The 12,362-nt window shown below is 59.8% G+C and carries 10 protein-coding genes; 7 read left to right on the forward strand and 3 right to left on the reverse strand.

Features of this window, described 5'->3' with window-relative positions; genetic code table 11:
* Positions 1-53 precede the first annotated feature (53 nt).
* From rho to F3H41_RS12435, 6 genes are all read left to right on the forward strand, one after another.
* The gene (rho, locus tag F3H41_RS12410) at positions 54-1,319 is read left to right on the forward strand and encodes a transcription termination factor Rho (protein WP_149739006.1); all 1,266 of its coding nucleotides are present in this window, start codon (positions 54-56) and stop codon (positions 1,317-1,319) included.
* Between the two features lie 67 nt (positions 1,320-1,386).
* Positions 1,387-2,703 carry a tRNA uridine-5-carboxymethylaminomethyl(34) synthesis GTPase MnmE gene (gene mnmE / locus F3H41_RS12415; protein ID WP_149739007.1) on the forward strand — a complete coding sequence of 439 codons (1,317 nt, stop codon included), beginning with the start codon at positions 1,387-1,389 and terminating at the stop codon, positions 2,701-2,703.
* Between the two features lie 55 nt (positions 2,704-2,758).
* On the forward strand, positions 2,759-4,648 hold the full coding sequence (gene mnmG, locus F3H41_RS12420; RefSeq protein ID WP_149739008.1) for a tRNA uridine-5-carboxymethylaminomethyl(34) synthesis enzyme MnmG: 1,890 nt from the start codon (positions 2,759-2,761) through the stop codon (positions 4,646-4,648).
* A gap of 8 nt (positions 4,649-4,656) precedes the next feature.
* A complete protein-coding gene (gene rsmG / locus F3H41_RS12425) occupies positions 4,657-5,271 on the forward strand; it encodes a 16S rRNA (guanine(527)-N(7))-methyltransferase RsmG (RefSeq protein ID WP_188129446.1) in 615 nt (204 codons plus the stop codon).
* Positions 5,272-5,294: 23 nt separating this feature from the next.
* Positions 5,295-6,086 carry a ParA family protein gene (locus F3H41_RS12430; protein ID WP_149739010.1) on the forward strand — a complete coding sequence of 264 codons (792 nt, stop codon included), beginning with the start codon at positions 5,295-5,297 and terminating at the stop codon, positions 6,084-6,086.
* Positions 6,087-6,143: 57 nt separating this feature from the next.
* The gene (locus tag F3H41_RS12435) at positions 6,144-7,022 is read left to right on the forward strand and encodes a ParB/RepB/Spo0J family partition protein (RefSeq protein WP_149739011.1); all 879 of its coding nucleotides are present in this window, start codon (positions 6,144-6,146) and stop codon (positions 7,020-7,022) included.
* 80 nt (positions 7,023-7,102) lie between these two features.
* Here the strand turns inward: F3H41_RS12435 and holA are convergent, their stop codons facing one another.
* From holA to leuS, 3 genes are all read right to left on the reverse strand, one after another.
* Positions 7,103-8,143: a DNA polymerase III subunit delta gene (holA, locus tag F3H41_RS12440; protein ID WP_149739012.1), complete on the reverse strand. Its 1,041-nt coding sequence runs from the start codon at positions 8,141-8,143 to the stop codon at positions 7,103-7,105.
* Positions 8,144-8,258: 115 nt separating this feature from the next.
* A complete protein-coding gene (gene lptE / locus F3H41_RS12445) occupies positions 8,259-8,786 on the reverse strand; it encodes an LPS assembly lipoprotein LptE (RefSeq protein ID WP_149739013.1) in 528 nt (175 codons plus the stop codon).
* 31 nt (positions 8,787-8,817) lie between these two features.
* Entirely contained in the window at positions 8,818-11,445 is a 2,628-nt protein-coding gene (gene leuS / locus F3H41_RS12450; RefSeq protein WP_149739014.1) for a leucine--tRNA ligase, read from the reverse strand.
* Positions 11,446-11,654: 209 nt separating this feature from the next.
* On the opposite strand from leuS, the gene F3H41_RS12455 reads away from it, so the two are divergent.
* On the forward strand, positions 11,655-12,314 hold the full coding sequence (locus F3H41_RS12455; protein ID WP_149739015.1) for a YggS family pyridoxal phosphate-dependent enzyme: 660 nt from the start codon (positions 11,655-11,657) through the stop codon (positions 12,312-12,314).
* The last annotated feature ends 48 nt before the right edge of the window (positions 12,315-12,362 follow it).

Genomic DNA, 12,362 nt, shown 5'->3' on the forward strand with positions numbered 1-12,362 from the left:
CTGCGACGCTTATCACCGCCGGGTCTCTCCTTTTCGATTGAACGTGGTCCTTCATGGCTGAAATGAAGCTTCAAGAACTCAAGAACAAGACTCCGACCGACCTCCTCGCCTTTGCCGAATCGCTGGAAGTCGAAAACGCGAGCACGATGCGCAAGCAGGAACTCATGTTTGCGATCCTGAAGATGCTGGCCACGCAGGATACGGAAATCATCGGTGAGGGCGTGGTTGAAGTGCTGCAGGACGGCTTCGGCTTCCTGCGCTCGGCCAATGCCAACTATCTGCCGGGTCCGGATGACATCTACATTTCGCCCTCCCAGATCCGCCGCTTCTCCCTGAAGACCGGCGACACCGTGGAAGGACCAATCCGGGGCCCCAAGGAAGGCGAGCGCTATTTTGCCCTCCTCAAGGTCAACACGATCAATTTCGACGATCCGGAGAAGATCCGCCACAAGGTTCACTTCGACAATCTGACGCCGCTTTACCCCAATGAGCGCTTCAAGATGGAACTGGAGGTTCCGACCTCCAAGGATCTGTCGGCACGCGTGATGGATCTCGTCGCTCCGCTCGGCAAGGGTCAGCGCGGCCTGATCGTGGCGCCGCCGCGCACCGGTAAAACCGTGCTGCTGCAGAACATCGCCCATTCGATCACGGCGAACCATCCGGAATGCTATCTCATCGTTCTCCTGATCGATGAACGTCCCGAAGAAGTGACGGACATGCAGCGCTCGGTGAAGGGCGAGGTTGTCTCTTCCACCTTTGACGAGCCGGCGACGCGGCATGTGCAGGTCGCCGAAATGGTCATCGAGAAGGCCAAGCGTCTCGTGGAGCATGGCCGTGACGTTGTCATCCTGCTTGATTCGATCACGCGTCTTGGCCGTGCCTACAACACGGTTGTTCCCTCTTCCGGCAAGGTTCTGACGGGTGGTGTGGATGCCAACGCCCTGCAACGGCCGAAGCGCTTCTTCGGCGCAGCGCGCAACATCGAAGAAGGGGGTTCTCTGACGATCATCGCGACGGCCCTCATCGATACGGGCAGCCGCATGGACGAAGTCATCTTCGAAGAGTTCAAGGGCACCGGCAATTCCGAAATCGTGCTCGATCGCAAGGTCGCCGACAAGCGCATCTTCCCGGCCATGGATATTCTGAAGTCCGGGACGCGCAAGGAAGACCTGCTCGTGCCGCGCCAGGATCTGCAGAAGATCTTTGTCCTGCGCCGTATCCTCGCGCCGATGGGCACCACCGATGCGATCGAGTTCCTGATCGACAAGTTAAAACAGACGAAGACGAATGGCGATTTCTTCGACTCCATGAACACGTGATCGCAACGCGGACGGCCCAACGGTACGAAGCCGCCGCCTGCGCCAACTCCGGAGCGTCGATCCGGCCATGATGCCGAATGACACCATTTACGCGCTTTCCAGCGGCGGCCTCCCATCGGGGGTCGCCGTTATTCGCATGTCCGGACCCCAGGCGGAGTCAGTGGCGATTTCGATCAGCGGCGCCTTGCCTTCACCGCGTGTGATGGGTCGCCGGACGATTCGCACCCGAAACGGAAACGTGCTGGATGAGGCGCTCGTCGTCGTTTTCCCTGCCCCCGCCTCGTTTACGGGCGAGACCTGTGTCGAGTTGCATCTGCACGGTGGTCGCGCAACAGTGGCGGCCGTCCTTGACCTGTTCTCGTCCTACACCGGACTACGGCACGCGGAAGCCGGTGAGTTCACACGGCGCGCGCTTGCCAATGGCAAGATGGACCTTGCCCAGGCCGAGGGGCTGGGGGATCTCCTTGAAGCGGAGACCGAGGCACAACGCCGTCTTGCCCAGGACCTCACCAGTGGTCATCTCTCGGTCTTATACCGAGGATGGGCGGAGCGGATTCTCCATGCGCGGGCCATGATCGAGGCGGAACTCGATTTCGCTGATGAAGAAGATGTCCCTGGAAGCGTTTCCGAGAGAATATGGGCCGATGTCGCGGAGATCGCCGATGCTATGGGCCGGCATCTTGATCGAAGTGCGGTTGCGGCGATCGCGCGCGACGGGTTGCGGGTGGTTATCCATGGTCCGCCGAACGCCGGAAAATCCAGCTTAATCAATTCGTTGTCTGGAGATTCCATTGCGATTGTGACAGATGTTGCGGGCACGACACGCGACATTCTGACGACCGACCTTGTCCTCAATGGATTTGCCATCCGACTCTTCGACACCGCTGGCATCCAGGAGACACAGGATGTCGTCGAGGCGGAGGGCATACGCCGAGCAGAATTGGCCGTTGAATCAGCGGACGTCATCCTCAGCCTCTCCGATTCGTCCACCTTTCTTCCCCTTCCAGACAATTGTATTGGACAATTGATTCGGGTCCGTACCAAAATCGATGTTCTTCCGCTTGCGGAGGGGGAATGTTATGATGTCGCGATCTCCGTCGTTTCAGGCACGGGAATGGATCGGCTCCGAGCCATAATCGGTGCTTGTCTTCCGGATCTCGCGGCGTTCCAAACGGCGGCGACGCCGGCTCGCCGACGGCATGCTGAGGGCTTGAAGCTTGCGCATGACGAACTCACTTACGCCCTGAAGTCCGAAGATCTCAGTCTTGAACTTCGGAGCGAACATTTGCGACGGGCAGCGACAGGCATTGGTCGGATAACGGGTCAGACGAATGTGGATGATTTGCTGGATGTGATCTTCACATCGTTCTGCATCGGAAAATGACCTTACACCTATGGCGAGTCTCACTACATGTTTCACGTGAAACGAAAGTTGCGCGATGAGTGAATTGAATTTTGATGTCATTGTCATTGGCGGGGGTCACGCGGGCACCGAGGCTGCCGCCGCTGCTGCCCGTTCAGGCGTGCTGACGGCTCTCGTCACCCATGACAGATCAACAATCGGTGCGATGTCGTGCAACCCCGCCATTGGCGGCTTGGGCAAGGGTCATCTTGTCCGGGAAATCGACGCCCTTGACGGACTGATGGGCCGTGCCGCCGATCAGGCGGGCATCCAATTCCGTATGCTCAATCGACGCAAAGGACCGGCTGTTTGGGGGCCCCGCACCCAAGCTGACCGTAAGCTCTATCGAAACGCCATCCAACATTTGATCGCCAAGTGCGATAACCTGACCGTGATCGCGGGCGACGCAGTTGACCTCATTCGCACAAGCAGTCATCCGCAACGCCTGGTGCTCGCAGACGGCCGCGAACTTGAGGCTGAAGCGATCGTTCTGACAACGGGAACATTTCTTTCTGGGGTCATCCATATCGGCGATGAGCAACGTCCGTCGGGACGATGGGGCGAGGCAGCATCAAACGGCTTCTCGAAAGTTCTCCGCGACGCCGGTCTCCGTATGGGTCGGTTAAAAACGGGGACGCCGCCCCGTCTCAACGGTAAGACCATCGACTGGGGCAGTCTCGACCACCAGCAGGCCGATGATGATCCCATCCCGTTTTCCTTCATGACCGATGCGATCGAGGTACCGCAAATTGCGTGTGGTGTCACCCGCACGACGCTGGCCACGCATCAGATTATCCGTGACAACATCCATCGCTCGGCAATGTATGCGGGTCATATTTCCGGCGTCGGGCCCCGCTATTGTCCATCAATTGAAGATAAGGTTATGCGCTTCGGCGATCGCGACGGTCATCAGGTGTTTCTGGAACCGGAGGGATTGGACGATTCAACCGTTTATCCCAACGGCATTTCCACGTCGTTGCCTGTCGAAATTCAACACGCCTACGTCCGCTCGATCCCCGGTCTAGAAGAGGTTGAGATCCTGCAGCCTGGCTACGCTGTCGAGTATGATTACGTCGATCCCCGAGAATTGACGTCCCAGCTGATGGTGAAGGCACTGCCAGGTCTTTATCTGGCAGGGCAGATCAATGGAACGACGGGCTACGAGGAGGCTGGCGCCCAAGGGTTGGTTGCGGGCTTGAATGCGGCGCGTTACGCGCGGCAGCAGCCGGGACATGCGTTCTCCCGCACCGATTCCTATATCGGGGTGATGATTGACGATCTTGTCACGCGCGGCGTCAGCGAACCCTACCGCATGTTCACGTCTCGAGCTGAATACCGTCTGTCACTACGATCCGATAATGCTGACTCGCGGTTGACACCCTTGGGTATCGAGCTCGGGATTGTGTCGGAAGCGCGCGCTCAGCGTTTTCGCCAGTGGCGCAGCGAAGCTGATGGACACCTGACAACGCTCCGCCGATTGACGGTAACGCCCAGCGCTGCCGCCAGCGCAGGATTGGCATTGAATATGGATGGTCGCGTGCGGTCGGCGTTCGAGCTCCTTTCGCGACCCGAGCTGACGTTTGGTCCGGCCTTGTCTGCGATCTGGCCTGAGTTTGATTCGATCCCGGAACGATTTCACTTCATGCTGAAGACTGAAGCGCAATATTCGGTCTATCTTGATCGTCAACAGCGGGATGTCGAGTCTGTCCGACGGGATGAACTGACACTTTTGCCGGAGGCGCTGAATTACGCGGTTCTGCCGGGGCTTTCAAATGAGTTGAAGAAGAAATTGATTGCAGTGCGCCCAAGCACCTTGGCGCAGGCGGCGCAAGTTGAGGGTATGACGCCCGCGGCGCTGGCATTGCTGCATTTCGAGATCCGACGTATGGCTGCTGCGGCCTCTTCTGTCTCGGCTGCACAAGGATGACGAGTCATATGCAATCACCTGCCGCATACCGTGTTTCACGTGAAACCCAGGAAGCGCTCGACCATTACCTTTGTTTGCTGGCGCAGTGGCAAAAGCGGATCAATCTTGTTGGTCCTTCGACAGTTCCCGATGCGAGAGCGCGGCATATTGATGATAGTTTGAGGTTGTTCGAGCTCTATCGGCAACCGCTCGTCTGGGCTGATATTGGCAGCGGCGCCGGTTTTCCGGGGTTGGTGACGGCGATATGCCTCAAGGAATTGGGCGATGGGTGGGTGCATCTCGTCGAGAGTAACAACAAAAAGGCTGCATTCCTCAGACAAGTGATTCTTGAAACCAATGCCCGTGCGAGCGTACACGTTGTGCGCATTGAATCGAGCTATGACCGGGTTGGTCCGGTTCAGGCAGTGTCTGCGCGCGCACTTTCGGACCTCTCTGATCTCCTGGAGCTGTCTTTTCCCTGGCTGAGTGCTTCCGGTTGCTTCGCCGCCTATCATAAAGGCCGGGATTTCGAGCGAGAGCTTAATGAAGCCCGTGGCCGGTTTGGTTTCGATCTGGTAAAGCATGATAGTCGCGTCGCAACGGAATCCGTCATCCTCGAATTGCGGAACGTGGCGCGACTCTAGCACCTCTCCCGGATGAGATTGCCATGCTCAGGACAACGCAACGTATTATCACCATCGCAAACCAGAAAGGCGGCGTCGGCAAGACGACGACAGCCATCAACTTGGCGACAGCCCTTGCTGCAATCGGCCAGCGTGTTCTGATTGTTGATCTCGACCCGCAGGGAAATGCGAGCACTGGTCTTGGGATTCAGCGTCGCGATCGGAAAATGTCCTCGTACGACCTTATGGTCGGGCAGCATGCGCTTTCTGAAACGGTACAAGCGACCGCTGTTCCCAACTTGTCGATCGTACCGTCAACGCTCGACCTTCTCGGCGTGGAGATGGAAATTTCGCGCGAACCGGATCGTGTTTTCCGCCTTCGCAAGGCGCTCGCGGCCTGCGCAGCTGACTTCGACTATATTCTCGTCGATTGCCCTCCGTCCTTCAATCTACTCACCATGAATGCGATGGCTGCGGCGCATTCGGTTCTGGTTCCCTTGCAGTGCGAGTTCTTCGCTCTCGAGGGTCTGAGTCAGTTGCTGGAAACGGTCGACCAGGTGCGCCGATCTGTGAATCCGACGCTGGATATCCAAGGGATTGTCCTCACGATGTTTGACGCGCGCAACAATCTTGCGCAGCAGGTTGTCTCGGATGTGCGGACGTATCTGGGGGATAAGGTGTATCATACGTTGATTCCCAGGAATGTTCGCGTCTCTGAAGCACCGTCCTATGGCAAACCGGCGATCCTGTACGATCTGAAGTGCGCCGGGAGCCAGGCCTACCTCCAGTTGGCCTCAGAGGTGATCCAACGCGAACGACAGCGCAAGGCGGCCTGAGGGCCGCTGTGCCCACCTCGGCCTTGATGACCAAGACATCTGATATGGAAATTCGCGATGAATGAAGATGGTTCGAAACGGCGTCTCGGGCGCGGACTTGCTGCTTTGATTGGCGAAATGGACCAGCCGCTTGAAACGAGTGGCAGCAAGCCGGCGGCAGCGGACCGGCATGTTCCCATTGAGTTCGTGACGCGCAATCCACGCAATCCTCGAAAGGCGTTCAACGAGGACGAATTGCGGGATCTAGCCGCTTCGATTCGTCAGCACGGAATCGTTCAGCCTGTCGTGGTGCGCACCATCGAAGGTGGTCGCTACGAGATCATTGCCGGAGAGCGCCGCTGGCGCGCGGCCCAGCTAGCAGGTCTCTCGGATATTCCCGTCATTGTGCGGGATGTCGACGATCGCACGGCGCTTGAACTCGCCATCGTCGAAAACGTGCAGCGCTCGGACCTTAATCCTCTGGAAGAGGCATTGGGCTATGACCAGCTCATCGCGGAGCATGGCTATACCCAGAACGATCTCGGAGAAATCATCGGCAAAAGCCGCAGCCATGTGGCCAACTCGCTGCGGTTGCTCAAGCTTCCGGAGCCCGTCCGAGACATGCTGGCATCCGGTGAATTGTCCGCAGGTCACGCCCGTGCCCTCATTCCGACGTCCGATCCCGTTGCGCTCGCCCGCGCCGTGGTCGCAAAGGGGCTGTCCGTCCGCGATGCGGAAAAGCTCGCGCAGAACGATATTCGGGGGCTAACCGGATCAGCTCAGCCGGCCATTCGTGCACAGAAAGACTCTGATACGGTCGCGCTTGAGCGCACCCTTTCGGATAGTCTTGGACTGGACGTAACCGTCAATCACAAGACCACCGGCGGCTTCGTTCGGATTTCCTACAAGACGCTTGAGCAACTCGAAGACATTTGTCGTCTCCTGGAGCGCCGCTGACGGTAATCTCGACCGTTGTTCTCACGATTGAACCCTAGCTACCGCGATCGGGCACCAGTGTGCGGTGGAGGGTAGACCGACTATCGGCCAGCGCGCTGGGCCTGGACTGTGATCGCGAGCAGGGTGTGAAACGCGATACTGTCTTCGAGGCTCGACTGGCTTCTCGTCTGGAAAATTGCGTTCTGAAGCCGCGTGAGGTCGCGCTGCGTCGCAGCACCCGTCCATCGCCGCAGGGCCGATTCAACGAGCGGTTTGCGTCGAAAATGGAGATGCCGACCATGCGACGCCATGGCATCTCCCACGGAGCGTCCATTGGTTTCCATGTCGGCGCGCATGGCATCCAGCAATTGGATCTGCCGAAGGCATGCGTGCAAAACCAGGAACACAGGTGTCTTGGATGCAGCGATCCGGGAAAAGCTTGATGATAGGCCATCAATATCCCCTGATAACATCGCATCGACAGCGTCTTCGGCGGTGCTGGAGCTTGCGTCGCTGACAATGGCAGCCACGTCCTCTTCCTCGATCTGTCGTCGGCCCGCACAATATAAGGCGAGCTTGCGCAATTCGTTGCGCGAGGCGCGACGGTCGCCGCCCAAAGCTGATTGCAGACGCTCACGCGCTGGGCCGGAGAGGGTCAGCCCGGCGACCTTCAGTTCGCTGTCGATCAGTTGCGACAGGGTCTTCATGTCGTCCGCGTAGCAGGGGATCTGGATGAAGGCACGCGCCGCTTCCCCCACCTTGCGCAGGGCTGAACCCTTTTTCAGGTCTCCAGCTTCGATGATGAGGACGCAATTGGTCGGACATTCCTTGTCGATGACCTGCAAGGCATCGCACAAGCCCCGTTCGTTCATCGCGTGGCGGATCCAGATCAGCCTTTTGCCGCCGAAAAGACCGATCGAACGTGACTCATCGATGAGACGGCCGGCATCGCTGGCAATCTGCGAGCCCTCCAGTCGAACAAGGGAAAAGGTGTCCTTGAGATCCACGCCAGATGCCCGGGCAAGTTCTTCGGCGCGCTCAGAAACAAGGCCTCGATCGGGGCCGTAGAGTATCGCACCAATCACTTCGGAACCGAAACGGTTTAGAGACCGCTCAAACTCGTGGGATTTGATCTCCGGCAAGCGCGTCTCCAATTTAAAGATAGGAGCGGCTTCAGACGGCATTGTCGCCTGAAGCAGGAATCCTCGCAGCCAACAGGCGTTACGAACGCCCATGCGTCGATATAGGCTGAGACGTCTATCGTGAATGGCCTGCCGCGACGGCAGCTGAGAGATCGGCGCGAATGATCTCAGCGAGCTCACGCGCAGCGCGAGATTCCGCATCGCGAATCGCGCGGACCTTCGCAAATTCCTGATTCGGCAGATCCACAAGCGCGACGGACGCACGATTGCCAGACCGGATGGTCTTGCCGGTGGCGGTCTCGATCAGATTGAAGTCCGCTTTCACCACCACGCGCCCGGCTGCGGCGAGGTCCGTCGAGGAGTCGAAGAGAACGCCGACGAGGCGGTTCGTGACCGTCAGTTCCAGCCTATAGGCGGGATTGGCGGGTTCTCCCGCACCACCTGCCAGAAGGAAGATCAGGCTGTTGCGCACTTCCTGCTCCACGCGGTCCCGTGCTTCGCTGATTACGATCGACTTCAGGGCTTCCGCCGTCTGGCCATCGCTGGAATAGAGCGGGCGAACCTGACACCCTGACAGGGATGCGAGGCTGACAGCCAGGGCGGCAGCCAGGAAGGCTCGTCGTGCCAAGGGATGTCGTGCCATGGGACGCCGAGTCTGCGTGGGCCGGGGGGACTCAGATGACGACATTGACGATCCTCTGGGGTACGACGATGATCTTCTTCGGCTTCGCGCCGTCGAGGACCGATTTTACGGCTTCAAGGGCCAAGGCGGCCTCTTCAACGGCAGTCTGATCCGCGTCCCGCGCGATTGTCAATTCGGCGCGCTTCTTGCCGTTCACCTGCACCGGCATGGTAACCTCGTTTTCGGCGACCAGTTCAGGATCGAAGACCGGCCAAGGCGTCTCTGCCATGAGGGTGTCATGGCCGATCAGCCGGGCCGACTCCTCGGCCAGATGCGGCATCATTGGGGCGATGATGCCGATGAGGATCATCACCGCGTCCTTGACGGCACCGACGGTCGTTGCATCAGCCTTGCCTTCGGCAACCTGCGTCAGCGGCTGGGCGAGAGTGTTGACGAGCTCGTAAACGCGGGCAACCGCCTTGTTGAAGGCGAGCTTCTCGAAATCGCCCTCGACGGCTTTCAGCGTCTTGTGGGCGGCCTGCGAGATCGACAAGGCGGTGCCCTCCTTAGCCGGATTCGAAGAGGCACTCTTAAGGGCATCCGCGGCTTCCGAAATCAGGCGCCAGACGCGCTGCACGAATCGGAACGAGCCTTCTACGCCGGCCTCTGACCAGATGATGTCCCGGTCGGGCGGTGAGTCCGACAGCATGAAGAAGCGTGCCGTATCCGCGCCGTAGGAGCCGATGATATCGTCGGGATCGACAACATTCTTCTTCGACTTCGACATCTTCTCGATCGAGCCGATGACCAGTTCTTCGCCAGTCGTGATGTGGAAGGCGCGGCGCTTGCCGTCCGTTTCCTCGAAGCGCACTTCGGCTGGCGGCACCCAGTCGCGCTGGCCTTCAGCGCGGGCATAGGTCTCGTGGACCACCATGCCCTGGGTGAAGAGGCCCTTGAAGGGCTCCTTCAGTCCGACGTGACCGGCTTCGCGCATCGCGCGGGTGAAGAAGCGGGAGTAGAGCAGGTGCAGGATCGCGTGCTCGATGCCGCCGATATATTGATCGACGGGTAGCCATCGATCGACGATGGCCTTGTCCGTCGGTGCATCTTCCTTGGGCGCGGTGAAGCGCGCAAAATACCAGGAGGAATCGACGAAGGTGTCCATCGTATCGGTTTCACGGCGCGCGTCCTTGCCGCAGCAGGGGCAGGCGACATGGCGCCAAGTGGGATGACGATCCAGCGGATTGCCCGGCTTGTCGAAGGTCACGTCCTCCGGAAGCTTGACCGGCAGGTCCTTTTTCGGAACGGGGACCACGCCGCAATCGTCGCAATGGATGACGGGGATCGGGCAGCCCCAATAGCGCTGGCGAGAGATGCCCCAGTCGCGCAGGCGGAAGTTCACCTTGCGCTCGGCCTGAGGGGTGCCGAAAAGCATCGTCGCTTCGAGACGATCGGCAACCTCCTTGAAGGCGGCGTGGGTGGTCAAGCCGTCCAGGAAGCGCGAATTGATCATCACGCCGTCGTCGGTAAAGGCTGTGTCGCCGACGGTGAAGGCATCCTTGTCGGCGCCGGCGGGCATGACGACGGGCACGACCGAGAGCCCGTATTTGCGGGCGAAATCGAGGTCACGCTGGTCGCCGGACGGGCATCCGAAGATCGCCCCCGTGCCGTAATCCATCAGCACGAAGTTAGCGACATAGACCGGCAGTTCCCAGGCGGGATCAAAGGGGTGGCGTACGCGAACACCGGTGTCGATGCCCTTCTTCTCGGCCGTTTCCAGCGCCGCCAGCGATGTGCCGGCGCGACGGCACTCCTCGCAGAAGGCGTCAACCTCGGGGGAACTGGCGGCGATGTCGCGGGCCAGCGGATGGTCGGCCGAGATCGCCAGGAACGAAGCGCCAAACAGCGTGTCGGGACGGGTCGTGTAGACGGTGATGTCCTTGTGGCCGGTGGCGGCGTCGCGATTGGCCACTTCCCAGCGCAGGGACAGGCCTTCGGAGCGGCCGATCCAGTTCTTCTGCATCAAGCGGACGCGTTCCGGCCAGTCGTTCAGGTCGTCCAGCGAGTCCAGCAGGTCCTGGCTGAAATCGGTGATGCGGAAGAACCACTGGGTCAGTTCGCGCTGTTCGACCAAGGCGCCAGAGCGCCAGCCGCGGCCGTCGATCACCTGCTCATTGGCCAGAACGGTGTTGTCGACCGGGTCCCAGTTGACCTTGGACTGCTTGCGGTAGACGAGGCCCTTTTCCAGAAAATCCAGGAACAGGTGCTGTTGCCGCTGGTAGTACTCTACGTCGCAGGTCGCAAATTCACGGCTCCAGTCCAGCGACAGGCCCATGATCTTCAGTTGCGCCTTCATGGCCTCGATGTTCTGATAGGTCCAGGCGCCCGGATGCACGCCGCGCTCCATGGCGGCGTTTTCGGCCGGCATACCAAAGGCGTCCCAGCCCATGGGGTGCATGACGTTGAAGCCGCGAGCGCGCTTGAAACGGGCGACCACGTCACCCATCGTGTAGTTGCGCACATGGCCCATGTGGATGCGGCCAGAAGGGTAGGGGAACATCTCGAGCACGTAATATTTCGGGCGCGGATCGCTGGTGTCGGTTTCGAAGACCTTGCGGGCGTCCCATTCCTTCTGCCAGCGGGGTTCAGCGTCTCGGGGATTGTAACGTTCAGAGGCCATGTCTTCGAATTCCGGAAATCGTTCGGGGCAGGCGCGTTGCGCCGCACGGGGGTCGGGGTGACCTTCACCATGAAACCGCTGGAGCGTCAAGGTTTTCAGGATGTCGGCGGGTCTGGCCACCCGACCATGCCTGGCATCCTCCGAAACTGGCACGGCCGGACGAAACAGGGTAGAGGGGGGGGCATTGTCGCGCCTTGCAGGAGCCAGATATGGGTATCGAAGAGAACTACGTCCAGATCGTCAGCCGGATTCGCAAGGCGGAAGCGGAAGCCGACCGCGCCGAAGGCAGCGCCGGTCTGGTCGCGGTCAGCAAGACCTTCGATGCGGAGGCGATCGAGCCGGCTATTCTGGCCGGCCAGCGTGTCTTCGGCGAAAATCGTGTGCAGGAGGCGCAGGGCAAATGGCCGGCCCTGAAGCAGAAGTATGCGGGGCTTGAGCTGCACCTGATTGGCCCTTTGCAATCCAACAAGGCCGCGGATGCCGTGACGCTCTTCGACGTGATCGAGACGGTGGACCGCGAAAAAATCGCTCGCGCGCTCGCCGAGGAGGTGAAGCGGCAGGGACGTTCGCTCCGCTTCTATGTGCAGGTCAATACAGGCCTCGAGCCGCAGAAGGCAGGGATTGCGCCGGAGGAGACGGTGGCCTTCGTCGCTCTTTGCCGCGACACGCTCGGTCTTCCCGTCGAGGGGCTCATGTGTATTCCGCCCGCGGAGGAAAATCCGGGGCCGCATTTCGCGCTGCTTGCCGATCTCGCCAAAAAGGCGGGCGCCGAGAAGCTCTCCATGGGCATGTCCGGCGATTTCGAAACCGCGATTGCTTTCGGCGCGACGAGCGTTCGCGTCGGGTCGGCCATCTTCGGCACGCGTTGATCGCGTCTTACGCCTATTCAGCTTTCGTCGGGCTTCTGGACCTTGAAG

It is taken from the genome of Rhizobium sp. RU20A (assembly GCF_900155885.1).
GTDB lineage: Bacteria > Pseudomonadota > Alphaproteobacteria > Rhizobiales > Rhizobiaceae > RU20A.

Coding starts and splice junctions, on each gene's coding strand:
- leuS (WP_149739014.1), bottom strand. CDS start 11,445: ATGGCCTCTGAACGTTACAATCCCCGAGACGCTGAACCCCGCTGGCAG.
- mnmE (WP_149739007.1), top strand. CDS start 1,387: ATGATGCCGAATGACACCATTTACGCGCTTTCCAGCGGCGGCCTCCCA.
- rsmG (WP_188129446.1), top strand. CDS start 4,657: ATGCAATCACCTGCCGCATACCGTGTTTCACGTGAAACCCAGGAAGCG.
- F3H41_RS12455 (WP_149739015.1), top strand. CDS start 11,655: ATGGGTATCGAAGAGAACTACGTCCAGATCGTCAGCCGGATTCGCAAG.
- rho (WP_149739006.1), top strand. CDS start 54: ATGGCTGAAATGAAGCTTCAAGAACTCAAGAACAAGACTCCGACCGAC.
- F3H41_RS12430 (WP_149739010.1), top strand. CDS start 5,295: ATGCTCAGGACAACGCAACGTATTATCACCATCGCAAACCAGAAAGGC.
- F3H41_RS12435 (WP_149739011.1), top strand. CDS start 6,144: ATGAATGAAGATGGTTCGAAACGGCGTCTCGGGCGCGGACTTGCTGCT.
- mnmG (WP_149739008.1), top strand. CDS start 2,759: ATGAGTGAATTGAATTTTGATGTCATTGTCATTGGCGGGGGTCACGCG.
- lptE (WP_149739013.1), bottom strand. CDS start 8,786: ATGGCACGACATCCCTTGGCACGACGAGCCTTCCTGGCTGCCGCCCTG.